The following is a 26,028-nucleotide window of genomic DNA, read 5'->3' on the forward strand; positions in this document are numbered from 1 at the left end:
CCGGGACGATGTCCGCGAATGCGAGTGGTGTTCACGGCCCGTGATGATCACAACGGGAGTCGGCGCCGCGCTTCCGACCGGCACGCCCTGACCGGTCGTCGGCGCGGCGGCACACCCACTGGCCGCGAGTGGATCGGGTACTCCTGCCCGAGGATCGGCTCAGTGAGGTGGGTACGACCCTCGGGGCGTTCGAGGGGGTCACCACCGCTCTGACACCACTTGGCACACGGACCTCCTTCCTTCGTTGTGGTCGCTGGTGCGGTTCGTGGGCTTGCCGGTCAATTGTCGAACAGGCGTTCGAGGGGGTCAAGATCACCATCGGGTGAACCGGGTGGGCGCGGCGGTGGGCCGACCGCCGGCGGTGTGACCCGTCCGGCAGGGGGCTGCGCCGGGCCTGCGCGCAAGGGACAATCCACGGGCCGTGCCCCCACCGGACAGCCCCTTGACCGCGTGAGTGAACGATCACGATGACGTCCGTCACGTGGGATGGAACTCCCGAGGGGCGGGATCTGCACGGTAACGTGCCTTGATTGACCGCCGAGTGACCTGGGAGGGAACGCCGAATGTTCCGCAAGGTTCTTGTCGCCAACCGCGGCGAGATCGCGATCCGGGCTTTTCGCGCTGCCTATGAGCTGGGCGCCGGCACGGTTGCCGTCTTCCCCCACGAGGACCGCAACTCACTGCACCGGCTCAAGGCCGACGAGTCCTACGAGATCGGCGAGCCCGGCCACCCCGTCCGGGCGTACCTCTCCGTGGACGCGATCATCACGGCGGCCCGCAAGGCGGGCGCCGACGCGGTCTACCCCGGCTACGGCTTCCTGTCGGAGAACCCCGAGCTGGCCAAGGCCTGCGCCGAGGCCGGCATCACGTTCGTCGGACCGCCCGCGGACGTGCTGGAGCTGACCGGCAACAAGGCCCGCGCCATCGCGGCCGCCCGGGAGGCCGGCCTGCCGGTGCTCAAGTCCAGCGAGCCGTCCAGCGACATCGACGTCCTGCTCGAAGCGGCGCAGGACATCGACTTCCCGGTGTTCGTGAAGGCCGTCGCGGGTGGGGGCGGTCGCGGTATGCGCAAGGTGGACGACCCCGCCGGGCTCCGCGAAGCCCTGGAGGCCGCCTCCCGCGAGGCCGAGTCCGCGTTCGGCGACCCGACCGTGTTCCTCGAACAGGCCGTGGTGGAGCCCCGTCACATCGAGGTGCAGATCCTCGCCGACGGCGAGGGCAACGTCATGCACCTGTTCGAACGGGACTGCTCGGTGCAGCGCCGGCACCAGAAGGTCATCGAGATCGCGCCCGCCCCGAACCTCGACCCCGAGCTGCGGGAACGCATCTGCGACGACGCCGTCCGGTTCGCCCGGCACATCGACTACCGCAACGCCGGCACCGTCGAGTTCCTGCTGGACCCCGACGGCAACTACGTCTTCATCGAGATGAACCCCCGCATCCAGGTGGAGCACACGGTCACCGAAGAGGTGACCGACGTCGACCTGGTGCAGTCGCAGATGCGCATCGCGTCCGGCGAGTCGCTGGAGGACCTGGGCCTGAGCCAGGACACCGTGCACCTGCGCGGCGCGGCGCTGCAGTGCCGCATCACCACCGAGGACCCGGCCAACGGCTTCCGCCCGGACACCGGCATGATCAGCGCCTACCGCTCGCCGGGCGGCTCGGGCATCCGGCTGGACGGCGGCACGACCGGCTCGGGCACCGCGATCGGCGCGCACTTCGACTCCATGCTGGTGAAGCTCACCTGCCGCGGTCGGACGTTCTCCGCCGCCGTGGCACGGGCCCGCCGCGCGGTCGCGGAGTTCCGCATCCGGGGCGTGTCCACGAACATCCCGTTCCTCCAGGCGGTCCTGGACGACAGGGACTTCTACGAGGGCCGCGTCACCACGTCGTTCATCGAGAAGCGCCCGCACCTGCTGACCGCACGGCACTCCGCCGACCGCGGCACGCGTCTGCTGACCTACCTGGCGGACGTGACGGTGAACCTGCCGAACGGCGCGCGCCCGTCGGCCGTGGACCCCAGGGACAAGCTGCCGGAGATCGACCTGGCGGCCGAGCCGCCCGCCGGCTCCAAGCAGAAGCTGACCGAGCTCGGCCCCGAGGGTTTCGCCCGCTGGTTGCGGGAGAGCAAGGCGCTCGCGGTCACCGACACCACCTTCCGCGACGCGCACCAGTCGCTGCTGGCGACCCGGGTGCGCACCAAGGACCTGCTCGCGGTGGCGCCGCACGTGGCGCGCATGACGCCGCAGCTGCTGTCGCTGGAGGCGTGGGGCGGCGCGACCTACGACGTGGCGCTGCGGTTCCTGGCCGAGGACCCGTGGGAGCGCCTTGCCGCGCTGCGGGAAGCCGTCCCGAACATCACCCTCCAGATGCTCCTGCGGGGCCGCAACACGGTCGGCTACACCCCTTATCCCGAGGCCGTGACCAGCGCTTTCGTCGAAGAAGCGACCAAGACGGGCATCGACATCTTCCGCATCTTCGACGCGTTGAACGACGTGGAGCAGATGCGCCCGGCGATCGAGGCGGTGCGCGAGACCGGCACGGCCGTCGCCGAGGTGGCGCTGTGCTACACCTCGGACCTGTCCAACCCGGACGAACGCCTCTACACGCTCGACTACTACCTCAAGCTGGCCGAGCAGATCGTCGGCGCGGGTGCGCACGTGCTGGCCGTGAAGGACATGGCGGGCCTGCTGCGCCCGCCCGCCGCGGCACGGCTCGTCACCGCGCTGCGCAAGGAGTTCGACCTCCCCGTGCACCTGCACACGCACGACACGGCGGGCGGTCAGCTGGCGACCTACCTGGCGGCGATCCAGGCCGGGGTGGACGCGGTGGACGGCGCGGCGGCGTCCATGGCGGGCACCACGTCGCAGCCGCCGCTGTCGGCGATCGTCGCGGCCACCGACTACACCGAGCACGAGACCGGGCTGGACCTCCAGGCGGTGTGCGACATCGAGCCGTACTGGGAGGCCGTGCGCGAGGTGTACGCGCCCTTCGAGTCCGGCATCCCGGCGCCGACGGGCCGGGTGTACCACCACGAGATCCCCGGCGGTCAGCTCTCGAACCTGCGCACCCAGGCGGTGGCCCTGGGGTTGGGCCAGAAGTTCGAGGAGATCGAGGCCATGTACGCGGCGGCGGACCGGATGCTCGGGCGCCTGGTCAAGGTGACGCCGTCGTCCAAGGTCGTCGGCGACCTGGCGCTGCACCTGGTCGGGGCGGGCGTGTCGCCGAAGGAGTTCGAGGCGGAGCCGAACAAGTTCGACATCCCGGCGTCGGTGATCGGGTTCCTGTCCGGTGAGCTGGGCGACCCGCCCGGTGGCTGGCCGGAGCCGTTCCGCAGCAAGGCGCTGCAGGGCCGGGCCGCGCCCAAGGGCGTGTCGGAGCTGACCGACGAGGACCGCGAGGGGCTGCGGAACGACCGCCGGCAGACGTTGAACCGGCTGCTGTTCCCCGCGCCGACCAAGGAGTTCCAGGCGCACCGGGACGCGTACGGCGACACCAGCGTCCTGCGCAGCAAGGACTTCTTCTACGGGCTGCGGCCGGGCGAGGAGTACTCGGTCGACCTGGAGCCCGGTGTGCGGCTGCTGATCGGGCTCGAAGCGATCGGCGAGGCCGACGAACGCGGAATGCGGACCGTGATGGCCACCCTGAACGGCCAGTTGCGGCCGATCCAGGTGCGGGACCGGTCGATCGCGGCCGAGGTGCCGGTGGCGGAGAAGGCCGATCGGACCAACGCCGGTCACGTGGCCGCGCCGTTCGCGGGCGTGGTGACGCCTTCGGTCGGCGAGGGCGACGAGGTCGACGCGGGTCAGACCGTGGCGACCATCGAGGCGATGAAGATGGAGGCGGCGATCACCGCGCCCAAGGCCGGTCGGGTCAAGCGGCTCGCGGTGCGCGGCGTGCAGCAGGTGGAGGGCGGCGACCTGCTGATCGTCCTGGAGTGACGCCGGACGGCGTGACGCCGGACCGCGGTCGGGCCGGGCACCCTGGCGGGTGTCCGGACCCGGACCGGGTGGAACGGGGTTCGTCGGCTCGTCCGGCGGACCCCGTCCCGGTCACGCGAGGTCGAAGACGCCCAGCTTCGCGCCCTGCGTGAAGAACTCCCACTCGCTGAAGGTGAACCGCTGCGGAGCCTCTTCGGGGCGGTTGGAGTTGCGGACCAGCACCTCGTCGGCCGTCCGCATGACTTCCACGCAGTTGTCGCCGTTCGCGCTGTACTTGGTCCACTGGTGCAGCTTCAAGGTCATCTGGTGTCCTTCTTGATCTGCATCAGGAGTTCGCGGCTTTCTTCGACTCCCAACGCCTTCGCACGGGTGTGGTCGAACCAGCGACTCGTCTTCTCCACCTGGTCGGGCCGGTCGACGAAGTGGGCACCGAACGGCGTGTCGACGCTGACCAGCGACGGCAGTTTGTCGGGCAGCCGGAACAAGGTCAGCGTAGTCCCGGTCAGCATGTGCGCCCCTGCTCCTTGCGGCATCACTTGGACGTCGACATGGGCCAACTCGGTCATCTCCAGGAGGTGGTCGACCTGGTCGAGCATCACGCCGGGACCGCCGATGTTCGCGCGCAACGCGGGTTCGGCGAGCACCGCCCACATCCGCAGCGGCGGTTCCCGGTCGGTGAGCAGCGCCCTCCGGCCGGCGCGCAGCTCCAGGTTCTTCTCCAGCGCCTCGCCGGTGACGCCGCCACCGACCATGATCGCGCGGGCGTAGTGCTCGGTCTGGAGCGCGGCCGGGACCAGTTCGAACGATGAGTAGAGCGCTTCGGTGGCACTCGCCTCCACGTCCAGGATGCGGCGCAGCCACGGCGCGATCATGCCGCCGATCTTGCTCCGGGGACGCCTGCGGTGGGCCTCCGAGTTGAGGCTGAGCAGGTCCTCCCGGGTCTCGTCGTCGGCCCCGTACAGGTCGAGCAGCTTCTCCAGCTCCGCCTGCTTGATGCCGCTGACGGCGGTCTCGATGTTGCCGATCTTGGTGGGCGTGCAGTTCAGCGCCGCCACCGAGCGCTCGCGCGGGATGCCGGCGTCTTCGCGCAGCCGGCGCAGCGTGGTGGCGACCTGGATGCGGGCGGCGCTGCGGTGGGGGTTGGTCATTGCTGCCTCCTCAAGGATTCACCCGTTCGTACGTGGGCCCTATTTGGGTACCCAATATAGCCTCCGTCTATCCGGAAAGTATACGACCTCGTACAAGGAGTGATGACCGGTGGGGCACGCCTTCCAGCAGCTCAGCGTGATCGAGAACAACGGTCGCCAGGCGGCTTACCAACTCGTCGAGCGGTGCGACGAGGTCACCGGCGACCTCGAAGCGTGGGCGAAGGACCGGTTGACGGCCGGTCGGTTCCAGCAGGGCCTCTACGTGGCCGAGCGGGGCCGCACCCGCGACGACGGCCGGGACGACGAGCTGGACGTCGACGTCTGGCTGGCGTGGGACGGCTTCGGGACGTCGCAGGTCGTCTTCTCCTGAGAACTTCACTCGACCGGTTGATCTCCTCACACCTGGGAACCCATCGGTCGGGACGGCCGTTGGAGGAGCCATGAAGAAGGTCACCGCAGCGCTGCTCGGCCTGGCGGCGGGTGCGGTCGCGTGGGCGTTGCGCGACATCCCCGCCGCGCTGGGCGGCACCCCCGGCGGCGAGCGCGTCCGGCGTTCGCCGCAGTTCCGCGACGGGCGGTTCCACAACGCCTCGCGGACCCGCACCATGCCCCCGGGCGGTACCGGGGACACGGCGCGGGAGCTGTTCTTCGGTGGCCAGCAGCGGCACCCGGCGGGCGAGGTGCCGCTGGTCCCCGCCGCGCCGGGCGCTTCGGCGTCGGGGCTGCACATCACCTGGTACGGCCACGCCTCCACGTTGGTGGAGATCGACGGCGCGCGGGTGCTGATCGACCCGGTGTGGAGCGACCGGTGCTCGCCGTCCCGCCTGGTGGGGCCCAAGCGCCTGCACGCGGTGCCGCACGAGCTCAGCGAGGTCGGCCAGGTGGACGCGGTGGTCATCTCCCACGACCACTACGACCACCTGGACCTGCCGACTGTGCGGGCGCTGACGCGGTCCGGCGACGCGGTGTTCGTGGTGCCGTTGGGCATCGGCGCGCACCTGCGGCGGTGGAAGGTGCCCGAGGACCGGATCGTGGAGCTGGACTGGGACGAGTCGCACGAGGTGGCCGGCGTGCGGCTGGTCGCGTCGCCGGCGCAGCACTTCTCCGGGCGCGGGTTCCAGCGGGACAACACGCTGTGGGCGTCCTGGGCGATCGTCGGGCCGGAGCACCGCGTCTACTACAGCGGCGACACCGGGTACTTCGACGGCTACCAGCGCATCGGCGAGGAGTACGGGCCGTTCGACGCGGCGCTGATCCAGGTCGGGGCGTACGGGCCGGGGTGGCCGGACATCCACATGACTCCGGAGGAGGGCGTGGCCGCGCACCGCGAGGTGCGGGGCGGGCTGCTGATCCCGGTGCACTGGGCCACGTTCAACCTGGCGTTCCACGACTGGGCCGAACCCGTCGACCGGGTCTGGCGCGAGGCCAAGGCGTGGGAAATCCCGCTCGCCATCCCACGTCCGGGTGAAAGGATCGACGTGAACGATCCCCCGGCGGTCGACGGATGGTGGCAGGCACTCGTATGAGGACGGCAGTGGTGACGGGCGGCGGCACGGGCATCGGCCGGGCCATCGCCGAGGAGCTGGTGAAGCGCGGCCTCGACGTGGTGATCACCGGTCGGCGGGCCGACGTGCTGGAGACCACCGCGCAGGAGGTGGGCGCGCGGGCGGTGGCCTTCGACGCGGCGTCGCCGGAGGCGGTGGAGGCGGCGCTGCCCGACCTGCCGTCCACAGTGGACGTCCTGGTCAACAACGCCGGTGGTGCCGTGGGCGACGCCGACCTGCGCGCGCGGTGGCTGGCGGACTACGAGGCGAACGTGATCACCGCCGTGCTGGTCACCACGGCCCTGGAACCGCGCCTGGCCGACCAGGCGAGGATCGTGACGATCGGCTCGATCGCCGGCCGGCGCGGCGGCGGCAGCTACGGCGCGGCCAAGGCGGCGGTGGAGGCGTGGACCGCCGAACTGGCCTTCGACCTCGGCGGCCGGGGCATCACCGCGAACGTCGTCTCGCCCGGCTACGTCGAGGACACCGAGTTCTTCGGCGACCGGATGACCGACCAGCGCCGGCAGAAGCTGATCAGCCAGACCGCGAACGGCCGTCCGGGCACCCCGGCGGACGTGGCCGCCGCGGTGGCCTTCCTCACCTCGCCGGAAGCCGGTCACATCACCGGCCAGGTGATCGCCGTCAACGGCGGCGCGGCCCTGGGCCGATAATCCGCCCATGACGAGGATCGTGGCGGGCACTGCCGGTGGCCGTCGTCTGCAAGTGCCGCCGCGGGGCACCCGTCCCACCTCCGACCGGGTGCGGGAAGCCCTGTTCAGCTCGCTCGAAGCCCTGGTCGACCTCGACGGGGCGCGGGTGCTCGACCTCTACGCGGGTTCCGGCGCGCTCGGGTTCGAAGCGCTCTCCCGGGGCGCGGTCGACGCGACGTTCGTGGAGTCGGACAAGCGGGCTGCCGAAGTCCTCAAGGCCAACGCCAGGACGCTCGGGCTGCCCGGCGCGTCCGTCGTCAACCGCGCCGCCGAGGCCGCCGTCGCCACGCCGGCCGAGCAGCCCCGCGACGTGGTCTTCGCCGATCCGCCGTACGCGGTCACCGACGAGGAACTGCACCGGGTGCTGCGGTCCCTGGTGGTCAACGGCTGGACCGCGGACGGCACCGTGATCATCGTCGAGCGCGCCGCGCGCAGTGCCGAGCCGAGCTGGCCCCGCCCGCTGGAATCCTTGCGCAGCAAGCGATACGGCGATACGGCCCTGTACTGGGCCGAGCACGTCGCTTCCGACGGGTGATGCCGACCACGCGTCAGAGTGGACGCGTCCGATCGGGTGCTACCGTCCGAAACCATGACGCGTGCCGTGTGCCCCGGCTCCTACGACCCGGCCACCAACGGACACCTGGACATCATCGGCAGAGCGGCGAAGCTCTTCGACGAGGTCGTCGTCGCCGTGCTCATCAACAAGAACAAGAAGACCTTGTTCTCGGTCGAAGAGCGCACCGAGATGCTCCGCGAGGTGACCGCGCAGTGGCCGAACGTGCGGGTCGACTCCTGGCACGGGCTGCTGGTCGACTACTGCCGCGAGAACGACATCCAGGCCATCGTGAAGGGCCTGCGCGCGGTCAGCGACTACGACTACGAGTTGCAGATGGCGCAGATGAACCACCAGCTGACCGGGGTCGAGACGCTGTTCATGCCGACCAACCCGATCTACAGCTTCCTGGCCAGCTCGCTGGTCAAGGACGTGGCCACCTACGGCGGCGACGTCTCCAGCCTGCTGCCGCCGTCGATCATGGCGCGCCTCGCGCAGCGCCTGGCAGAACGCCGCTGAGCGGTCACGGCCGGTTAACCCCGCGGTGGCCGGCAAATCACTGGAAGTGATTACCGTTCGCTCGCATGAGCGAGATCACATCACGCGGCGCCAAGGCGCTGCTCGCCCTGCTGCTGGTTCTCGTCGGCTCCTTCGGGCTCGCCGGCCCGGCGACGGCCCACGGCCCGGCCCCGGCTGACGCCACCGCGCTCCAAGCGCCCTGCGGCGACACCGCTGCCTTCCGCAAGGTCGCCCTGTCCGGCCTGCCCGCCCAGGCCACCGACACCGTTCGGCTCATCCAGCGCGGCGGGCCTTACCCGTATCCGCAGGACAACCAGACTTTCCAGAACCGCGAGCGCATCCTGCCCGCGTGCGCCACCGGCTACTACAAGGAGTACACGGTGAAGACGCCCGGCAGCTCCACGCGGGGCGCGCGGCGAATCGTGACCGGCAACGCCACGCCGAAGCTGTACTTCTACACCGCCGACCACTACGCGAGCTTCGTCCTGGTGGACGTCACCCGATGAGGTAGCGCGGGACACGCCCTGCCGATCTCCCCGCCGCGGGGAGACCGGCAGGGCACACTGGGACGGGTACCGCTGTGTGGGCGTGGGGGGTGTGCCGTGTACCGGGTGTTCGAGGCCCTCGACGAGCTGGTCACGATCGTCGAGGAAGCGCGTGGCGTGCCGATGACCTCCGGGTGCGTCGTGCCGCGCGGTGACGTGCTCGAACTGCTGGACGACGTGCGCGACGCCATCCCGGCCGAGCTGGACGACGCCCAGGACGTGCTGGACCACCGCGACGAGCTGGTGGGCAAGGCGCAGCACGAGCTGGAGGCGACCACCAGCAAGGCCCGCGCCGACGCCGAGCGGATCGTCGCCGAGGCGCAGCACGAGGCCGAGCGGATGCTGTCCGAGGCCCGGGCCCGTGCCGAGCGCATGATCGCCGAGTCCGAGGACCAGGCCGAGCGGACCATCTCGGCGGGTCGCCAGGAGTACGAGGACCTGGTGGGCCGCGCGCACGCCGAGGCCGACCGCATGGTGCAGGCCGGGCGCGCCAACTACGAGCGGGCGATCGAGGAGGGCCGGGCCGAGCAGGCGCGGCTGGTCGACCAGACCGAGGTCGTGCAGGCCGCGCACGTCGAGTCCGCCCGCGTGCTGGACGCCGCCCAGTCGGAGGCCATCCGGCTGCGCAGCGAGTGCGACGCGTACGTGGACGGCAAGCTGGCCGACTTCGAGGACCTGCTCGCGCACACCCTGCGCTCCGTCGGGAAGGGCCGCTCGCACCTGCGCGGCCCGGCCGTCGCGAGCGCCGCGGCGCCGTTCGACTACCACGAGGCGAACGCCCGCACCTGACGCCCGCGCCCGACCTCCGGAACGCACCTCGCGCGGTCGGCGACGACCCGCCGCCGACCCCCGGAACGCCCGACCGAACACCCCGGAAGCCCTGCCGAACACCCCCGGAACACCCGAACGGACGACGCCGGACCTGCCGATTTCACGTCAGCGCCCATCGTCGCGTACCCTTGACCGGCTGGCCGTGGTAAGTCACCCGTCGGCAAACACCAAACATCATGCCTGATCACCGTCACGCGTCCACGCGTCCCACAGCGACCGGGCCCTGGGTCATCGACACCAGGGACCTCGGGCGTCGCGCGGGCTCCAGCCGCGCCCTGAAGCGGTCTGTGCCCGCCGAAGGAGTCGGCCTGCTCGGGGTGATCGCGGTGCCGCCGGGCGGGAACGTCGAACTCGACCTCCTGCTGGAGTCCGTGGTCGAGGGAGTGCTGGTGACCGGCACGGCCGCGACAACGGTCGAAGGGGAGTGCTCGCGCTGCCTGGAGCCGCTGTCGGCGGAGGTCGAGGTGGAGCTGACGGAGCTGTACGCGTACCCGGACAGCACCACCGACGAGACCACCGAAGAGGACGAGGTCAGTCGCCTGCACGACGACCTGATCGACCTGGAACCTGTGGTGCGGGACGCCATCGTGCTCGCCCTGCCGCAGGTGCCGCTGTGCTCGCCGGACTGCCTCGGGCTGTGCGTCGACTGCGGCGGCAGGCTGGCTGATCTCGGGCCCGATCACGGGCATGAGACGATTGACCCCCGGTGGGCCGCGCTGCAAGAGCGGTTCGACGGGAATCGTGACAATCCAGAGGAGAAATAGTCGTGGCCGTCCCGAAGCGGAAGATGTCGCGCTCGAACACGCGCTCGCGCCGCGCTCAGTGGAAGACCGCTGCCGTGCACCTGGTGGCCTGCTCGAACCGGGCCTGCCGCCAGCCGAAGCCGCAGCACGTGGCCTGCCCGGCTTGTGGCCAGTACGACGGCCGCCAGGTCGTCCAGCCGGCCTGATCCTCCGAAGGCGAAGGAAGCGGCACAAGTGGGGGGTAGGTCGTCGCGCGGTCGGTCCGCCGACCGCGCCCCGCTGCTCGAAGCGCTCGGCGTCCCGTTGGACGCCGAGCTGCTGACGCTCGCTCTGACGCACCGGTCGTACGCGTACGAGAACGGCGGGCTCCCGCCGAACGAACGACTGGAGTTTCTCGGCGACGCGGTGCTCGGCCTCGTCGTCACCGATCACCTGTACCGCACCCATCCCGACCTGCCCGAGGGGCAGCTCGCGAAACTCCGTGCCAGCGTGGTGAACATGCACGCGCTGGCGGGTGTGGCCAGGGGCTTGGGCGAGGACGGTCTGGGCGGGCACCTGCTGCTCGGTCGCGGCGAGGAACTGACCGGCGGCAGGGACAAGGCGAGCATCCTCGCGGACGGCCTGGAGGCCGTCATCGGCGCGGCGTACTTGCAGTTCGGCATCGAGACCGCGCGTCAACTGGTCCACCACCTGTTCGACCCGCTGTTGGCGGAGGCGCCGCTGCGCGGCGCCGGGCTGGACTGGAAGACCAGTCTGCAGGAGCTCACCGCATCGGCGGGGCTGGGCGTGCCCGAGTACCGGGTGGACGACCAGGGACCGGACCACCGCAAGGAGTTCACCGCCACGGTGCACGTCGGCGGCCAGTCCCACGGCGCCGGCGACGGACGCACGAAGAAGGAAGCCGAGCAGAAGGCGGCCGCCGCCGCCTACCGCGTGCTGTCGGAACGGATCCGCGGCGAGCAGGAAGCCGCCGCGGTCGGGAACGGCCACGCCGCAACCCAGGCTCCACCGCAGGCAACCCAGGCTCCACCGCAGACCTCACCCACCGAGGAAGACTGAAGCCGATGCATGCCACGAACGTCCGGACCAACCGGCGCGTGCGCGACCACCGCCACCCCCGACCGTTGACCGCCTCCCGCAGCGGCGGCATCCAGGGCCTCGTCCTGGTCCGCGACACCACGCAGGCCGGTGGCTGGATGCTCAAGCCCACCAAGCCGCAGGCCGCCGCGTACGAGCTCCTGGAGGAGCTGGAAGCCGCCGAGGCCGCGGAGACCGAGGACTGAGTCCGCCACGTGCCCGAGCTGCCTGAGGTAGAGGTAGTCCGCCGAGGTCTGCACGAGCACGTCGCCGGCCGGACCGTCGCCTCCGTCGAGGTCCTGCACGACCGCGCGATCCGCCGCCACCTGCCCGGTGCGGCGGATTTCGCGTCCCGTCTGGCCGGTCGGACGATGGTGCGGGCGCGGCGGCGCGGCAAGTACCTGTGGGTGGACCTGTCCGACGGGGACGCGCTGCTCGCGCACCTCGGGATGAGCGGCCAGATGCTGGTGCAGCCGTCCGACGCCCCCGACGAGAAGCACCTCCGGGTCCGGGTCCGGTTCGCCGACGACGGGCCGGAGCTGCGGTTCGTGGACCAGCGGACGTTCGGCGGCCTGGCGCTGGCCGAGATCGTCGAGGTCGACGGCACCCCGCTGCCGCAGCCGGTCGCGCACATCGCGCGCGACCCGATGGACCCGGCGTTCGACCCGGACGCGGCCGTGGCGGCGATGCGGCGTCGGCGCACCGACGTGAAGCGGGCGCTGCTGGACCAGACCCTGGTGTCCGGGGTGGGCAACATCTACGCGGACGAGGCGCTGTGGCGCAGCCGCCTGCACAGCCTGCGGCCCACCGCGAAGCTCACCCGCCCGAAAGCGGCCGAGCTGCTCGCGCACGCCACGCAGGTGATGCGGGAGGCGCTGGGCGAGGGCGGCACGTCGTTCGACGCGCTCTACGTCAACGTGAACGGCCAGTCCGGCTACTTCGACCGCTCGCTGAACGTCTACGGGCAGGAGAACCGGCCGTGCGGGAGGTGCGGCACGGCGATCGTCCGCGAACCCTTCATGAACCGCTCGTCCTACTCGTGCCCGCGCTGCCAGCCGAAGCCGCGCACGCCTTGACGCCGCCCAGCGCTTCGTCGCCTCGGTGCTCCGCCGGCTCGGCGCGTCCCGGCATCAGCGTTTCTTCGGCTCGGCCAGCCTGCGCAACAGCGGCGTGACCGAGCGGACGTGGTCGCGCTCCTCTTCGGACAGACGCGAGAGCCGCTCGCACAACAGCTCGGCCTCGCCGTGCGCGAGCGACAGGATCGTGTCCCGGCCCGCGCCGGTCAGCTCGACGATCGTGGCGCGGCCGTCCGCCGGATCGGCTTCCCGGCGCACCAGACCGCCGGATTCCAGGCCCGTCACGACCGTGGTCGCCGTCGGCTGCGAGCACAGCGCGCGCACCGCGATCTCGCCGATCCGCATGGGCCCCTGGGCGGCCAGCTCGGCGAGGACGAGGAGCTGCGTGGGCTGCAGCCTCCGCACGGGCGCCGACTGCCGCAGGCTGCGGACCAGCCGGTGCACGGCGACCACGAGCTGTAACGCGTCCTGGTTGGTCACACTGGTGGTCATCGAGGACCTCCTCGTGGCTCACCGACCGTGAGCAGTTGTCCTAATTCGGACAGGACATTCGCACTATCGCACTACCAATGTCCAGCGAATGGATTCATTCGCACCCGTATGTACTCACGGTTTCCGCACCGATGCGGTCCACCAGCCGCTAGAACAGCGTAAAAGCCGAGGTGAGGGGCATCAAGACGCCATCAGAAAGACTGGAAACCCGAGTCGCGCCCGGCGCGGCGGCAGGCACCCGACGTAGTGTCACACCGTGACGAAGGTGCTCGTGGTCGACGACGAACCGCAGATCGTGCGCGCCCTGCGGATCAACCTGTCCGCGCGGGGCTATTCGGTGCTCACCGCGCACGACGGCACGAGTGCCCTCAAAGTCGCCGCCGAGGGCAAACCGGACGTCGTCGTGCTCGACCTCGGCCTCCCCGACGTGGATGGCACCGACGTGATCGCCGGGCTGCGCGGCTGGACGTCCGTGCCGATCATCGTGCTGTCCGCGCGCACCGACTCGTCGGACAAGGTGGGTGCGCTGGACGCGGGCGCGGACGACTACGTGACCAAGCCGTTCGGCATGGACGAACTGCTGGCCCGGCTGCGCGCGGCGGTGCGGCGGTCGGCGGTGGCCGAGGGTGAGGACGCGGTGGTGGAGACCTCGTCGTTCACCGTGGACCTGGCGGCGAAGAAGGTGGTCCGGGAAGGCGCGGAGGTGCACCTCACGCCGACCGAGTGGGGCCTGCTGGAGATCCTGGCCCGCAACCGGGGCCGGCTGGTGGCGCAGAAGCAGCTGCTCCAGGAGGTGTGGGGGCCGCAGTACGCGAAGGAGACGCACTACCTGCGGGTGTACCTGGCCCAGCTGCGGCGCAAGCTGGAGCCCGAACCGTCGCATCCCCGGCACCTGGTGACGGAGCCGGGGATGGGGTACCGCTTCGAGCTGTGACGCCGTTCCGCGAGGTCGCCGGTCGGTGAGCCTGCCGGTGGGTGGGCCTGCCGGTCGGTGAGGCTGCCGGTCGGTCTCGGGGCGCTCAGCCCACGGGCAGCGTCGGGTGGCGCTCGAACAGGATCGTGCCGCGCACCACGGCCTCCTTGTACCGGGCGGCGAGCCGTCCGGTGAGCACGGCTTCGCGCGGGCTGTCGTCGCCGCGCACGAACTGGATCAGACCGTGCCTGCGGCCGAGGCTGATGCACTGGTTGATGTAGGAGAACCGGAACGGCTTGGGCTCCAGGCCCCGCATCCGGTCGGCGAGCGCACGCACGGCCCGCTGAGCGGTGGGCAAACCTGTCGCGCACGCCATGCGCAGCTCCAGGCCGTCCGGGCGGCGGATGGCGGCGGCGTCGCCGATGGCCAGCACCTCCGGGTGCGAGACCGACGTCAACGTCTGGTCCACGACCACCCGGCCGTTGTGGTCGACCGCGAAACCGGCTTCCCGAGCCAGCTCCGGCACCCGGAAGCCCGCCGTCCACACCACCGTGTCGGCCGGGACGCGCCCGCCGTCGGCCAACCGCAGCCCTTCGGCGTCGACCGACGTCACGTGGGCGTTCTCGCGCACCTCCACGCCGAGCCGGGCGAACGTCCGGTGCAGGTAGCGCCGTGCCTTCTCGGACAGCGCGGCACCCGGCACGCCTCCGGTGACCAGCACGACGGTCAGCTCCGGGTGGCTCTCGGCCAGTTCGGCGGCGGCCTCGACACCGGTGAGACCGCCACCGACTACCGCCACCGTGCGGGCCTGCGCGAGGTCGGTGCGCAGCCGCTCGGCGTCCTCCCGGGTGGCCACGGTGTGGGCGTGCTCGCGGACGCCGGGCACCGAGTCCAGGTCCGCGTGGCTGCCCACGGCGTAGACGAGCCGGTCGTAGCCGAGAGTCCCGTCGGTGAGCGTGATCTTGCGGGTCTGCGGGTCGATCGCGGTGACCCGGTCCACCACCAGGTCGACGCCGGTCCCGCGCAGCAGGTCGGCGAGCGGCAGGTCGCGCAGCACCTGGCCGGCGGCGAGCTGGTGCAGCCGGACCCGTTCCACGAACCGGTCACGGGCGTTGACCAGGGTGACCTCGGCGTCGGTCCACTTCGCCGCCAGCTTGGCCGCCGCCAGTCCCGCGTAGCCGGCGCCGATGACGACTATCCGATCGTTGCCTCCGCTGGTGGGCGTCTGCTCCGTCATGTCCCCGTCCTTTCGTCATGGACGGAGCGAGGTGGCGACGCGGTTCGTGACAGCCATGCGTGTGAGTCGCGTCACGGCGTCGGGAAGTCCTGCGGGCCCGCCGGCACTTCGCGGACGACATGATCGTTGTGATGGTGTCGACGGACAGAGGATTGGCGGCCAGGTGATTTCGACGGCTCACACGTCCGAAGTGGACTCCGCGCTGCTCGCGGCGGCGCGCAAGCTGTGCGACGACGCGTTCGACGGCGACTTCAGCGACGACGACTGGGAGCACGCGCTGGGCGGCGTGCACGCGTTCGTGTGGGAGGGCGACGAGCTGGCCGGCCACGGATCGGTGGTGCAGCGTCGTCTGCTGCACGGCGGGCGGGCGTTGCGCGCCGGGTACGTCGAGGCCGTGGCGGTACGGGCGGACCGGCGTAAGCGCGGGCACGGCGCGGCCGTCATGACGGCGTTGGAGGGCGTGGTGCGCGGCGCGTACGAGTTGGGCGCGCTGGCCTCGGCAGAGGACGCGCTGGACTTCTACGGTGCCCGTGGGTGGCAGCTGTGGCGCGGGCCGACCTCGGTGCTGGGCCCCGAAGGGCCGACACGCACCGAGGACGACGACGGCGGCATCTTCGTGCTGCCCGTGACGGCTTCACTCGACCTCACGGGCCCGTTGGCGTGCGACTGGCGGGACGGGGACGTCTGGTAGCCCGGTCAGGGCCGCCGCGCCGTCACGATCCACGCCGCCGAGTCGTACCAGACGCCCTCGGGGGTCTCGTGCGCCGCGAGGCTGGTCCGCAGGTCGTCGAACGCACGCGCCCTGGTGTCGTCGTCCAGTTCCCGCACCAGGTCGCGGTACCGGTGAGACGTGAAGACGAACGCGTCCTCCACGTCGCGGCCGAAGTACATCTGCTCGTTCACACCGCGCAGCCGGACGTCCGTGAACCCGGCCGACGTCAGCAGGTGCCGCACCCGTTCCGGGTCGCTCAGCGAGAACGGGCTCGGCGCGTCCGGCGGCGGCACGGGCAGCTCGCGGCCGGCCGCCAGCGCGGTCCGGAACGCGGTCATGAACTCGTTGGCCGCCAGCGGTTGCCAGGTCAGCAGCACCAGCCGGCCACCGGGCCGCAGGGCCCGCCCGACGTTGCCGAACGCGGCCACCGGGTCGCCGAAGAACATCGACCCGTGCCGGCTGACCGCCAGGTCGAAACCCGCCTCCGGGAACGGGTGGACCTGGGCGTCGGCCTGCTCGAAGGACGCGTTGCGCACGCCCTCCCGCTCCGCCAGCCGACGCGCCAGGTCGATCATCCGCGCCGACAGGTCCACGCCCAGCGCGGAGGCGCCGCGCCGGGCCGCGTCACGGGTCGTCCGCCCGCTGCCGCAGCCGACGTCCAGCACGTCCTCGGCGGGCCCGATCGCCGCCGCGTCCAGGAACCCGGGGTGGTACCGGGCCACCCCGTCCTCGAAGCGTTCGGCGTGGTCCGCCCAGAACGCGCCCTGATCACCGTTCCAGGTGTCCAGCTGACCGGAGTTGGACGGATCGACCCGCACCGCGGAGAAATCGCTCATCGGATCGGACCCTAGCGACCACTCCCCGGTGCCGCCCACCGTTTTCGGGCGTTCAGGGCTGCGCGCTCGTCGTCGGCGCCACGGTCGTCACGGCGCTGGACGAGGACGACGGGCCGTCCGTCGGCTCGTACGACGTCGGCGGGTTGCTCTGCGGCTGGGTCGTGGTCGGCGGCGCGGCCGGCTCGGTCGTCGTGGTCGCGGCCGGCTCGACCTTCGGCGCGTCCGGCTTCGGGGCGGCGGCCTCCGGCTCCTTCGCCGGCGACGGCCGGGAGGTGCGGGCGGACACCGTGATCACCACGGTGGACCTGCTGCCGTCCGGTCCGACCCGGACGGACGTGTCGGTGGTCACCTGGACGTCGGCCTGCGGCCGGGGCGGAGCCACGGCCGGATCGTCGTCGCCCGTCGCCAGCACCGAAGCGAGCGTGGCGATCACCGTGGCAACCACCGCACCGCCGCCGGCCAGCAGCGCCACCGAGGTGGCCTTCTTCTTCGGCGACTGCGGAGGATCTTCCTCGAACACACCATCTCCCTTAGGGGAACCCGGTCGGATGGGTCAGGTGTCCGAGTTATCGGCGGTTGGCGCCGGCCTCCTCATCGTTCGAGCCGCCCTCCACTCGTTCGTGTGGCGGATCGTCACCCGGCTGCCGTGTCCTCGTTTGGGCTCGGCCCGGTGTTCGGGCTCAGCCCGCCGAGACGGCGGTCGTGGTCGTGGTGGTGGACGACGAGGTGACCACCGGAGGTGTCGTGGTGGTCGTTGTCGTCGTAGTGGTGGTGGTCGTGGGCTGTGGCGTGCCCGTGGGCTGCTGCGGCGGCGGGTCGTCGACCGTGGTGGTCGTGGTGGTGCCGTCCGGGTTGGTCACGGTTGTCACGCGGGTGCGCTTCGACGTGGTGGTGGCGGTCGTGGCCGTCTCGGCCGGCGTCGTGGTCTCGGCGGTCGTGGCGAGCGCGACCGACGTGGTCGTGGTCTGCGGCGCGGTGGTCAGCGAGCTGCGCGACACCACGTCCTGGCGCGGGGTCGGCTTCGCCGGCGCGGCGCCCTCGGAAGCACCCGCGATGGACGCGATGGCGGCGAAGATCGTCGCGACCAGCACGCCGGACGCGGCCAGCAGGACGTTCGGCGACACGCGGGGGCGTCGACGGTCGGATTCCGGGGTCTCGTACAGCCCGTCGGTCACGCGTTCTCCCTGTCGGTCGGACGGCTCGCCGTCGTGTCGGTCGGACGGCACCGCCGTCGTGTCGGTCGGACAACTCGCCGTCGTGTCGCTCGGACGGCACCGCCGTCGTGTCGCTCGCGGCTCCGTCGTCGTGTCCGTCGGCCGGTGCCGCCGTCGCTACCAGCCGAAGTTCTGGGTCCAGTACCAGCCGTCTGTGTTCAGGCCGACGCCGATCACGGCGAACCGGCAGTTCAGGATGTTGCGGCGGTGCCCGTCGGAGTTCATCCACGCCTTCATGACCGCCTCGGGCGTGCGCTGCCCCTTGGCGATGTTCTCGCCGCCCGGATCCGGGTAGCCCGCGTCGCGCATCCGGGTCGCGAAGTCCACGCCCTCCGGCGTCTCGTGCGAGAAGTAGTCACGGGCCGACATGTCGTCGCTGTGGCCCTGCGCGGCCCGCACGGCCCGTTCGTCCACGGTCAGCGGTCCGCAGCCGGCGGCGGCCCGTGCCTCGTTCACCAAGTCCACGACCCGCTGCGGCTGGGCCACCGGCGGCGCGTTCGACGTGGTGGTGGTCGTCGGCGGTGCCGTGGTGGTCGGCTCGGTGGTGGTCGTCGTGGTCTCGGTCGTGGTGGTCGTCGTCGCCGTGGTCGTGGTGGTGGCCGGCACGGTCGTCGTCGGCGCGACCACGGTCGGCTCGGTGGTGCGGGCGGGCAGTCCGATGCCGCCGACCCCGCTGTCGCCCGTGTTGTCGCCCCGCGCGTCCTGTGCTGTGGTGGGCGCGACGAACGGGGCGAGCTGTTCGGGGCTGGCGAAGGCCACACCGGTCGCACCGGCGGCCCCGAGGAGCAGCCCGACGAGTCCGCCCATGACGGACCGGTTACCGCGCCGCGCAGTCACGGTCGCGCACCGTACCACTAACGGGTGAAATGTCAGGATGGCAGTCGTGGCTGGAGTAGAGCGGACGGTGCGCCTCACCGCCTGGGTGCGCGGACGCGTGCAGGGCGTCGGCTTCCGGTGGTGGACCCGTGCCAGGGCGCTTGAGCTGGGCTTGGTCGGCAGCGCGTCGAATCTCCGGGACGGCCGGGTGGAGGTCAACGCCGAAGGGACGGAGGACGCGTGCCGTTCCCTGTTGGCGGCCCTGCGCTCCGGTCGTACACCCGGTCGGGTGGAATCCGTGGTGGAGCGCTGGTCCGGGCCACGGGGTGGTCTGACGGGTTTCGTCGAGCGTTGAACGCGCCGGGGCCCGGTGGCGTAGTAAACCGTTGTGGACCGAGGCGAGGACGTGGTCAGGCAGCTGTACGGCCGCTGGCGCGGTCCGCTGCACGGCTACGTGTTGCGCCTGGTCGGCGGTGACCACCGGCAGGCGGAGGACATCGTCCAGGAGACCCTGCTGCGGGCCTGGGAGCACGTCGACGAGCTGACCCCCGAGGCCGCCGGCCCGTGGCTCCGCACGGTGGCGAAGAACCTGGTCGTCTCCGGTTTCCGCCGGCGCTCCGGGCGCGACTCCGAGAGGCCCGTCGAGCCGGCCGACCTGCCGCCGGTCGCGGACGAGGTGGAGCACGTGCTGCAGAGCTGGCAGGTGGCCGAGGCGCTGCGCGGGCTCAGCCCGGACCACCGGGCGGTGGTGGTCGAGCTGTACTACCGCCGCCGAACGGTCGACGAGGCGGCGGCGGTGCTGGGCATCCCGGCCGGCACGGTCAAGTCGCGCTGCTTCTACGCCCTGCGCGCCCTGCGCGACGCCTTGGAGGAGCGCGGGGTGACCGAGTGATGAGCTGCATCCGGACCGTCGCGCTCGGCGCGTACCTGCTCGGCTCGTCGGACCCGGCCGAGCGGTCGGCGTTCGAACGGCACCTGCGGGGCTGCGCCATCTGCCGCCGGGAGATGCTCCGGCTGGCCCCGCTGCCCGGCCTGCTCAACCAGGTCCGGTTGGAGGACCTGGAACTGCCGTTCGACGACCCGGCACCTCACCCGGACCTGCTCCCGCTGCCGCCCTCGGTGCCCGAGCCGGAACCGGAACCGGTCGCGACCCGGCGTCGCCGGCCGCTGCCGGCGGGTGTCGGAGTGCTGGCGGCCGTGCTGGTCGCGGTGGTCGCGGTGGTCGTGATGGTGCTGCGCCCCGACAACCAGCCGGTCACCTGGCAGGCCGTCGACGGCGGCACCGGCGTGACCGCGCAGGCGGACCTGGTCGGCAAGTCGTGGGGTACCGAGCTGTGGTTGACGCTCCGACACATCCCGCCCGGCCGGCGCTGCAAGCTGGTCGTGCACGACCGGAACGGCAAGACCGAGGTCGGCGGCTGGTGGGGCACCGACCACGACGCGGACGAGCGGATCCCCGGCTCCACGTCGTTCCGGCTCGACCGGATCGAGCGGCTGGACGTGGTGGTCGACATGGAGGTGCTGGTCTCGGTGCGTCCGTGAACCGCGCCGCGGGCATGATCACGCTGGTCAGCGGCGCGCCTGGCGACCGGCCCGAAGTGCCCGCGGGTACTCTGCCCCGGTGCACCTCAAGAGCCTGACGCTGAAGGGTTTCAAGTCCTTCGCCTCGGCTACCACGCTGCGCTTCGAGCCGGGCATCACGTGCGTCGTCGGCCCCAACGGGTCCGGCAAGTCCAACGTGCTCGACGCGCTCCGCTGGGTGATGGGCACGCAGGGCGCGAAGGACCTGCGCGGCGGCAAGATGGAGGACGTCATCTTCGCGGGCACCTCCGGCCGCGCCCCGCTGGGCCGCGCCGAGGTGACGCTGACCATCGACAACTCCGACGGCCTGCTGCCGATCGAGTACACCGAGGTGTCGATCACCCGCCGGATGTTCCGCGAGGGCGCCACCGAGTACGAGATCAACGGCAACTCGTGCCGGCTGATGGACATCCAGGAGCTGCTGTCCGACTCCGGCATCGGCCGCGAGATGCACGTGATCGTCGGCCAGGGCCAGCTCGCCGCGATCCTGGAGTCCAAGCCGGAGGAGCGCCGGGCGTTCGTCGAAGAGGCCGCCGGCGTCCTCAAGCACCGCAAGCGCAAGGAGAAGGCGCTGCGGAAGCTGGAGGCGATGCAGGCGAACCTGACCCGCCTCACCGACCTCACCGCCGAACTGCGCCGCCAGCTCAAGCCGTTGGGCAAGCAGGCCGAGATCGCCCGCCGCGCCCAGGCCGTGCAGTCCGAGCTGCGGGACGCGCGGATGCGCCTGCTGGCCGACGACCTGGTGACCCGGCGCGAGGCGCTGGCCCGCGAGGAGCAGGACGAGGCGCAGGCGCGGGCCCGCCGCACCGAGGTCGAGCAGTCGCTGCAGCAGGCCCAGTCGCAGCAGAACGAGCTGGAGGACCAGGTCGCGGCGGACGCGCCGAAGCTCCAGCAGGCCCAGGACACCTGGTACCGGCTGTCCGCGCTGGAGGAGCGGCTGCGCGGCACCGTGCGGCTGGCCGTGGAGCGCGAACGGCACCTGTCGGCGTCCGTGGAGGCGCCGCGCGGCGGGCGCGACCCGGACGAGCTGGACGCCGAGGCGGAGCAGACCGCGATGCTGGAGCAGGAGCTCCAGGACGGCGTGACGGAGGCCCGCGTCGGGCTGGCCGAGGCCGTCGAGACGCGCGCCGAGCTGGAGCGGATGGTGTCGGCCGCGGAGAAGGCGCACATCGCGGCCGTGCGCGCGATCGCCGACCGGCGGGAAGGCCTGGCCCGGCTGTCCGGCCAGGTGGAGGCGCTACGCTCGAAGACGTCCGCGACCGCCGAGGAGATCGAGCGGATGTCCGTGGCGCTGGCCGAGGCCGTGGAACGGGCCGAGGTCGCGGCCGGGGAACTCGCCGAGGCCCGTGAGGTCACCGGCACCGAGGACGAGGACGACGTCGGCCTGGACGAGCGGCACCGGCTGGCCGCGGAGGCGGACGACGCCGCCCGCCGGCGGGTGGAGGAGCTGGTCAAGGCCGAGCGGACCGCGGAGCGGGACATCGCGTCCTGGAAGGCCCGCGTCGATGCCCTGTCGCTGGGCCTGACCAGGAAGGACGGTGCGGGCGCGCTGTTGGCGTCCCGGCTGCCCGGACTGCTCGGGTCGGTCGCCGCCCTGCTGACCGTCGAGCCGGGGCACGAGGTGGCGCTGGCGGCGGCGCTGGGGCCGGTCGCCGACGCGGTGGCGGTGGCGTCCGGGTCCGACGCGCTGGCCGCGCTGGAGCTGTTGAAGGAGCAGGACGCCGACCGGGCCGGGGTGCTGGTGGGCGGCGCTTCGCCGGTGGACCGGTCCGCGTGGCCGGTGCTGCCGGCCGGGGCGCGGTGGGCGGTGGAACTCGTGCAGGCGCCGGAGGCGTTGCGCCCGGCGCTGCACCGGGCGTTGGACCGGCTGGCCGTCGTGGACGACCTGGCCGCCGCGCGGGCGTTGGTGGAGGCGCGCCCGGACGTCCGGGCCGTCACTCGCGAGGGCGACGTGTTCGGCTCCGACTGGGCGGTCGGCGGCACCGCGCGCACCCAGAGCGTGATCGAGGTCCAGGCGGCCGTGGACGAGGCGTCGGAGAAGCTCGCGCTGGCCGAACGGGCGGCGGAGCAGTCGACGGCGGCGCTGGAGGGCGCGCGGGCCGAGCAGCAGGCGCGGCGGGCCGAGGTCAACGCGCTGAAGGAGGAGCTCAACGAGGCCAAGGTGCGCCGGGCCCGGTCGTCGGAACGGCTCAACCGGCTGGCGGCGGCCGTGCGCTCGGCGCAGGCGGAGGTCGAGCGGGTGCGCGCGCAGCGGGAGAAGGTCGAAGCGGCCCGCGAGGAGAACCTGCTCAAGCTCGGCGAGCTGGAGGAACGGCTCCTCGTCGCGGAGGAGCAGCCGCTGGACGACGAACCGGACACCTCGCAGCGCGACGAGGCCGCCGCCGAACTGGCTTCGGCCCGGCAGGGCGAGGTCGACGCGCGGCTGCACCTGCGGACCGCGGAGGAACGGGCGCGGGCGTTGCAGGGCAAGGCGGAAGCGCTGCGCCGGGCGGCGCGGGCCGAACGCGAGGCCCGGGAACGCGCCCAGCGGGCCCACGCGGCGCGTGCCCGGGGTGCCGTGGTGGCGAAGGCCGTTGTCCGGGGCGGTGAGCTCGCGCTGGAACGGATCGCCGCGTCGCTGGCCCGTGCGGCCCGCGAACGGGACAGCGCACAGGAACGCAAGGCGCAGCGCGAGACGTATCTCGCGCAGGTTCGCAACCTGGTGCGCGAGATGTCGGTGGAGCTGGAGAAGCTGACCGACGCCGTGCACCGGGACGAGGTGCTGCGCGCCGAACAGCGGATGCGCATCGAGCAGCTGGAGACCAAGGTCGCCGAGGACTTCGGCATCGGCCTGGAAGACCTGGTCGCCGAGTACGGGCCGGACGTCTACATCCCGCCGTCGCCCGCCGAGGTCGCCGAGTACGAGGCCGCGAAGGAACGCGGCGAAGCCGTCACCGCGCCGCAGCCGATCCCGTACGACCGCGACACCCAGGCCCGGCGCGCCAAGCGGGCGGAACGGGACCTGTCGCTGCTGGGCAAGGTCAACCCGCTGGCGCTGGAGGAGTTCGCGGCGCTGGAGGAGCGGTACAAGTTCCTGTCCAACCAGCTGGAGGACATCAAGGCGACCCGCCGCGACCTGCTGACCGTGGTCAAGGACGTCGACGAGAAGATCCTGGAGGTCTTCACGTCCGCCTACGAGGACGTGGCCCGCGAGTTCGAGGTCGTGTTCAAGGTGCTGTTCCCCGGTGGCGAGGGTCGGCTGGTGCTGACCGAACCCGGCGACATGCTCACCACGGGCATCGACCTGGAGGCCCGTCCGCCGGGGAAGAAGGTCAAGCGGCTCTCCCTGCTGTCCGGTGGCGAGAAGTCCCTGGCGGCGGTGGCCATGCTGGTGGCCATCTTCCGGGCGCGGCCTTCGCCGTTCTACGTGATGGACGAGGTGGAGGCGGCGCTGGACGACACCAACCTGCACCGGCTCATCGGGCTGTTCGAGCAGCTGCGCGAACGTTCCCAGCTGTTGATCATCACGCACCAGAAGCCGACCATGGAGATCGCCGACGCGCTCTACGGCGTGTCCATGCGCGGCGACGGGATCAGTCAGGTGATCTCGCAGCGCCTGAGGGGCCGCGAGAACTTCAAGCCCTCCACCCCCGCGCCCACGCCGGAAGCCGCCGCCGAGCCCACTTCGGTGCCCGAGGCCGAAGGTGTCGCCGCCGCTGAGCCCGATGCTGCCGCGCCCGATGCTGCCGGGGCCGGTGTCGTCGCCGAGCCGACACCTGTGGCGGAAGCCGTCGCCGAGCCGGAGCCCGAGGCCTGATCCGCAGCCGAACCTAGTTCCGGTAGGCGAAACCGGTCCGGTAGGCCCACACCACGGCCTGGGTGCGGTCGCGGACGTCGAGCTTGGTCAGCACGTGCTTGACGTGCGTCTTCACCGTCTCCACCGACAGGTGCAGGGACCGGGCGATCTCCGGGTTCGACAAGCCTTCCGCCATGGCCAGCAGGACGTCCGCCTCCCGGTCGGTCAGCCGCACGGCACGGGCCCGGTCCGCCGGTGCCCGCGCCGCGTGGGCCTCGAACAACCGCCGCGTCACCGAGGACGCGATCACCGCGTCACCCGCCGCCACCGTCCGGATCCCGGCGATCAACTCCTCCGGTGAGGCGCGCTTCAGCAGGAACCCGTCCGCCCCGGCCGCGATGGCGTCGTCCACCACCTCGTCGAGGTCGAAGGTCGTCAGCACGAGGACCCGGGGCCGAGGTGTCGCGGCCATCAGCTCGCGGGTCGCGGAAACGCCGTCCCGGATGGGCATCCGGATGTCCATCACCACGACGTCGGGGCGCAGGACCGACGCCGAGGTCACCGCGTCCCGGCCGTTCGCGACCTCCCCGACGACCACGATGTCCGGTTCGGCCCGCAGCAGGGCCTTCAACCCGCCGCGCACCAACGAGTCGTCGTCGGCCAGCAGCACCCGGATCACGCGTTACCCCGCACCGGCAGCGTCGCCCGGACCCGGAAGCCGCCGTCCACCGGACCCGCCTCGAACGACCCGCCCTCCAGCCGCGCCCGCTCCCGCATGTTCACCAGGCCGCGCCCCGGCGTCGGCGTCGGCAGGTTGCGGCCCTCGTTGGCCACCTCCAGCACCACCGTGTCGCCGACCCGCGCCAGCCCGACGTCGATCCGCCCGGAATCGGTGTGCCGCAGCGCGTTCGTCACCGCCTCCTGGATGATCCGGTGCACCGCCCGCGCCGCGGCCGGCGCCAGGTCCACCTCCGCGGTGTTCATCCGCAGGTCACGGCCCGCCGCACGGACCTGCGAGGTGAGTTCCGCCAGGTCCGGTGGCGGGTCGTCGGGGTGCATCACGCGCAGCAGCCGGTCCAGTTCGCCGAGGGCGTCGCGGCCCACGGTCTCTATGTGCCCCAGCGCTTCCTGCGCGAACGCCGGGTCGTCGTCGAACACCCGCCGTCCGACGCCCGCCTGCATCACCATCACGTTCACCGCGTGCCCCAGGGCGTCGTGCAGCTCACGGGCCAGCCGGGCGCGCTCCTCCACCATCAGCCGGGCCTGCGACGCCGTCGCGTACGCCCGGCGGGTGCGGGCCGCGTCGCCGGCGGCCACCGAGATCAGGAAGCACATGGCGACGCTGAACAGTTCCGGCGCGCCCACCTCCCCCCGGTCGAACACCACGTAGCCCGCCAGGGACGCCAAGGTCAGCGCCGCGCCCACGGTGCGCTTCGCCCAGCCGTAGGTGGCGAACACGGTGAACACCGAGATCCACGCCGGCCACTGCACGACCGTCGGCGGGTAGCCGACCACCGCGTTGGCGACCACCACCACACCGGTCGCGGCCGTCACCGGAAGGGGCGCGGTCGTGCGCCACAACAGGCACAGCGCCGAGGCGACCGCGAAGGCGAGGCCGATGCCGTCCAACGGCCGGTACGGCGGGCCGGAGTCGGCCACCAGCGCGGCGAAGAACGACGCGACGACGAGACCGGCGGCGAGCCAGACGTCGGAGCGGGTGGGCATGGCTCATCGTCCCGCGCCACCCCTACCGCTGGTCAACGCT

29 protein-coding genes are annotated in these 26,028 nt (G+C 72.0%); 19 read left to right on the forward strand and 10 right to left on the reverse strand.

Translation table 11 applies throughout. The features are described 5' to 3' along the window. Nucleotides 1-563: 563 nt before the first annotated feature. A complete protein-coding gene (locus FHS29_RS10135; protein ID WP_184690314.1) occupies nucleotides 564-3,941 on the forward strand; it encodes a pyruvate carboxylase in 3,378 nt (1,125 codons plus the stop codon). A 111-nt stretch (nucleotides 3,942-4,052) separates the two neighbouring features. On the opposite strand, the gene FHS29_RS10140 is transcribed toward FHS29_RS10135, so the two are convergent. Both FHS29_RS10140 and FHS29_RS10145 read right to left on the reverse strand, forming a co-directional pair. Further along, a complete protein-coding gene (locus tag FHS29_RS10140; RefSeq protein WP_184690315.1) occupies nucleotides 4,053-4,244 on the reverse strand; it encodes a DUF397 domain-containing protein in 192 nt (63 codons plus the stop codon). Continuing rightward, the gene (locus tag FHS29_RS10145) at nucleotides 4,241-5,089 is read right to left on the reverse strand and encodes a helix-turn-helix domain-containing protein (RefSeq protein WP_184690316.1); all 849 of its coding nucleotides are present in this window, start codon (nucleotides 5,087-5,089) and stop codon (nucleotides 4,241-4,243) included. The genes FHS29_RS10140 and FHS29_RS10145 overlap by 4 nt, the downstream gene beginning before the upstream one ends. Before the next feature lie 109 nt (nucleotides 5,090-5,198). Between FHS29_RS10145 and FHS29_RS10150 the strand changes: the two genes are divergently transcribed. The 12 genes from FHS29_RS10150 to mutM all read left to right on the forward strand — a co-directional run bounded on the left by FHS29_RS10150 (nucleotide 5,199) and on the right by mutM (nucleotide 12,687). Further along, nucleotides 5,199-5,459, forward strand: a complete 261-nt coding sequence (locus tag FHS29_RS10150) for a hypothetical protein (protein WP_184690317.1) — start codon at nucleotides 5,199-5,201, stop codon at nucleotides 5,457-5,459. A gap of 70 nt (nucleotides 5,460-5,529) precedes the next feature. Then, nucleotides 5,530-6,615: an MBL fold metallo-hydrolase gene (locus FHS29_RS10155; RefSeq protein WP_184690318.1), complete on the forward strand. Its 1,086-nt coding sequence runs from the start codon at nucleotides 5,530-5,532 to the stop codon at nucleotides 6,613-6,615. Continuing rightward, nucleotides 6,612-7,304 carry an SDR family NAD(P)-dependent oxidoreductase gene (locus FHS29_RS10160; protein WP_184690319.1) on the forward strand — a complete coding sequence of 231 codons (693 nt, stop codon included), beginning with the start codon at nucleotides 6,612-6,614 and terminating at the stop codon, nucleotides 7,302-7,304. Before FHS29_RS10155 ends, FHS29_RS10160 begins: the two co-directional genes overlap by 4 nt. A 7-nt stretch (nucleotides 7,305-7,311) precedes the next feature. Continuing rightward, nucleotides 7,312-7,878 (forward strand): 16S rRNA (guanine(966)-N(2))-methyltransferase RsmD, encoded by a 567-nt coding sequence (gene rsmD / locus FHS29_RS10165; RefSeq protein ID WP_184690320.1) that lies wholly within the window; start codon nucleotides 7,312-7,314, stop codon nucleotides 7,876-7,878. A gap of 54 nt (nucleotides 7,879-7,932) precedes the next feature. After that, nucleotides 7,933-8,415 (forward strand): pantetheine-phosphate adenylyltransferase, encoded by a 483-nt coding sequence (gene coaD / locus FHS29_RS10170; RefSeq protein ID WP_184690321.1) that lies wholly within the window; start codon nucleotides 7,933-7,935, stop codon nucleotides 8,413-8,415. A 65-nt stretch (nucleotides 8,416-8,480) separates the two neighbouring features. Continuing rightward, a complete protein-coding gene (locus FHS29_RS10175) occupies nucleotides 8,481-8,921 on the forward strand; it encodes a guanyl-specific ribonuclease (RefSeq protein WP_184690322.1) in 441 nt (146 codons plus the stop codon). Between the two features lie 96 nt (nucleotides 8,922-9,017). Continuing rightward, entirely contained in the window at nucleotides 9,018-9,749 is a 732-nt protein-coding gene (locus FHS29_RS10180; RefSeq protein WP_184690323.1) for a flotillin family protein, read from the forward strand. 218 nt (nucleotides 9,750-9,967) lie between these two features. Then, nucleotides 9,968-10,555, forward strand: coding sequence for a YceD family protein (locus FHS29_RS10185; RefSeq protein WP_184690324.1), 588 nt, complete (start codon nucleotides 9,968-9,970; stop codon nucleotides 10,553-10,555). Nucleotides 10,556-10,557: 2 nt separating this feature from the next. After that, the gene (rpmF, locus tag FHS29_RS10190) at nucleotides 10,558-10,740 is read left to right on the forward strand and encodes a 50S ribosomal protein L32 (protein ID WP_015104500.1); all 183 of its coding nucleotides are present in this window, start codon (nucleotides 10,558-10,560) and stop codon (nucleotides 10,738-10,740) included. A gap of 28 nt (nucleotides 10,741-10,768) precedes the next feature. After that, nucleotides 10,769-11,593: a ribonuclease III gene (gene rnc, locus FHS29_RS10195; protein WP_184690325.1), complete on the forward strand. Its 825-nt coding sequence runs from the start codon at nucleotides 10,769-10,771 to the stop codon at nucleotides 11,591-11,593. 5 nt (nucleotides 11,594-11,598) lie between these two features. Further along, complete coding sequence (locus FHS29_RS10200; protein WP_184690326.1) at nucleotides 11,599-11,817, forward strand: hypothetical protein; 219 nt, start codon at nucleotides 11,599-11,601, stop codon at nucleotides 11,815-11,817. 9 nt (nucleotides 11,818-11,826) lie between these two features. Continuing rightward, nucleotides 11,827-12,687 carry a bifunctional DNA-formamidopyrimidine glycosylase/DNA-(apurinic or apyrimidinic site) lyase gene (gene mutM / locus FHS29_RS10205; RefSeq protein ID WP_184690327.1) on the forward strand — a complete coding sequence of 287 codons (861 nt, stop codon included), beginning with the start codon at nucleotides 11,827-11,829 and terminating at the stop codon, nucleotides 12,685-12,687. Nucleotides 12,688-12,741: 54 nt separating this feature from the next. On the opposite strand, the gene FHS29_RS10210 is transcribed toward mutM, so the two are convergent. After that, on the reverse strand, nucleotides 12,742-13,179 hold the full coding sequence (locus FHS29_RS10210; protein WP_184690328.1) for a MarR family winged helix-turn-helix transcriptional regulator: 438 nt from the start codon (nucleotides 13,177-13,179) through the stop codon (nucleotides 12,742-12,744). A gap of 256 nt (nucleotides 13,180-13,435) precedes the next feature. Here FHS29_RS10210 and FHS29_RS10215 point away from each other — a divergent pair, with 256 nt between their 5' ends. Continuing rightward, nucleotides 13,436-14,113 (forward strand): response regulator, encoded by a 678-nt coding sequence (locus FHS29_RS10215; RefSeq protein WP_184690329.1) that lies wholly within the window; start codon nucleotides 13,436-13,438, stop codon nucleotides 14,111-14,113. Nucleotides 14,114-14,198: 85 nt separating this feature from the next. On the opposite strand, the gene FHS29_RS10220 is transcribed toward FHS29_RS10215, so the two are convergent. Then, nucleotides 14,199-15,329 (reverse strand): NAD(P)/FAD-dependent oxidoreductase, encoded by a 1,131-nt coding sequence (locus tag FHS29_RS10220; RefSeq protein WP_184690330.1) that lies wholly within the window; start codon nucleotides 15,327-15,329, stop codon nucleotides 14,199-14,201. Between the two features lie 151 nt (nucleotides 15,330-15,480). On the opposite strand from FHS29_RS10220, the gene FHS29_RS10225 reads away from it, so the two are divergent. Next, complete coding sequence (locus FHS29_RS10225; protein ID WP_376774414.1) at nucleotides 15,481-16,020, forward strand: GNAT family N-acetyltransferase; 540 nt, start codon at nucleotides 15,481-15,483, stop codon at nucleotides 16,018-16,020. Nucleotides 16,021-16,025: 5 nt separating this feature from the next. Here the strand turns inward: FHS29_RS10225 and FHS29_RS10230 are convergent, their stop codons facing one another. The 4 genes from FHS29_RS10230 to FHS29_RS10245 form a co-directional block, all read right to left on the reverse strand. After that, nucleotides 16,026-16,877 (reverse strand): class I SAM-dependent methyltransferase, encoded by an 852-nt coding sequence (locus tag FHS29_RS10230; RefSeq protein ID WP_184690332.1) that lies wholly within the window; start codon nucleotides 16,875-16,877, stop codon nucleotides 16,026-16,028. A 52-nt stretch (nucleotides 16,878-16,929) separates the two neighbouring features. Further along, nucleotides 16,930-17,397: a hypothetical protein gene (locus tag FHS29_RS10235; RefSeq protein ID WP_184690333.1), complete on the reverse strand. Its 468-nt coding sequence runs from the start codon at nucleotides 17,395-17,397 to the stop codon at nucleotides 16,930-16,932. A gap of 160 nt (nucleotides 17,398-17,557) precedes the next feature. Continuing rightward, the gene (locus tag FHS29_RS10240) at nucleotides 17,558-18,052 is read right to left on the reverse strand and encodes a hypothetical protein (RefSeq protein ID WP_184690334.1); all 495 of its coding nucleotides are present in this window, start codon (nucleotides 18,050-18,052) and stop codon (nucleotides 17,558-17,560) included. Nucleotides 18,053-18,208: 156 nt separating this feature from the next. Next, a complete protein-coding gene (locus FHS29_RS10245; RefSeq protein ID WP_221455738.1) occupies nucleotides 18,209-18,898 on the reverse strand; it encodes a CAP domain-containing protein in 690 nt (229 codons plus the stop codon). A 67-nt stretch (nucleotides 18,899-18,965) separates the two neighbouring features. Between FHS29_RS10245 and FHS29_RS10250 the strand changes: the two genes are divergently transcribed. From FHS29_RS10250 to smc, 4 genes are all read left to right on the forward strand, one after another. Beyond that, nucleotides 18,966-19,262: an acylphosphatase gene (locus FHS29_RS10250; RefSeq protein WP_184690336.1), complete on the forward strand. Its 297-nt coding sequence runs from the start codon at nucleotides 18,966-18,968 to the stop codon at nucleotides 19,260-19,262. A 33-nt stretch (nucleotides 19,263-19,295) separates the two neighbouring features. Then, nucleotides 19,296-19,799 (forward strand): sigma-70 family RNA polymerase sigma factor, encoded by a 504-nt coding sequence (locus FHS29_RS10255; protein WP_184690337.1) that lies wholly within the window; start codon nucleotides 19,296-19,298, stop codon nucleotides 19,797-19,799. Further along, nucleotides 19,799-20,449 (forward strand): anti-sigma factor family protein, encoded by a 651-nt coding sequence (locus FHS29_RS10260; protein ID WP_184690338.1) that lies wholly within the window; start codon nucleotides 19,799-19,801, stop codon nucleotides 20,447-20,449. Before FHS29_RS10255 ends, FHS29_RS10260 begins: the two co-directional genes overlap by 1 nt. A gap of 79 nt (nucleotides 20,450-20,528) precedes the next feature. Continuing rightward, the gene (gene smc / locus FHS29_RS10265; protein ID WP_184690339.1) at nucleotides 20,529-24,284 is read left to right on the forward strand and encodes a chromosome segregation protein SMC; all 3,756 of its coding nucleotides are present in this window, start codon (nucleotides 20,529-20,531) and stop codon (nucleotides 24,282-24,284) included. Nucleotides 24,285-24,297: 13 nt separating this feature from the next. On the opposite strand, the gene FHS29_RS10270 is transcribed toward smc, so the two are convergent. Beyond that, nucleotides 24,298-24,942, reverse strand: coding sequence for a response regulator (locus tag FHS29_RS10270; RefSeq protein ID WP_184690340.1), 645 nt, complete (start codon nucleotides 24,940-24,942; stop codon nucleotides 24,298-24,300). Further along, nucleotides 24,939-25,988: a sensor histidine kinase gene (locus tag FHS29_RS10275; protein WP_184690341.1), complete on the reverse strand. Its 1,050-nt coding sequence runs from the start codon at nucleotides 25,986-25,988 to the stop codon at nucleotides 24,939-24,941. The genes FHS29_RS10270 and FHS29_RS10275 overlap by 4 nt, the downstream gene beginning before the upstream one ends. Between the last annotated feature and the right edge of the window lie 40 nt (nucleotides 25,989-26,028).

Origin of the sequence: Saccharothrix tamanrassetensis (assembly GCF_014203665.1) — a bacterium.
Lineage (GTDB): Bacteria > Actinomycetota > Actinomycetes > Mycobacteriales > Pseudonocardiaceae > Actinosynnema > Actinosynnema tamanrassetense.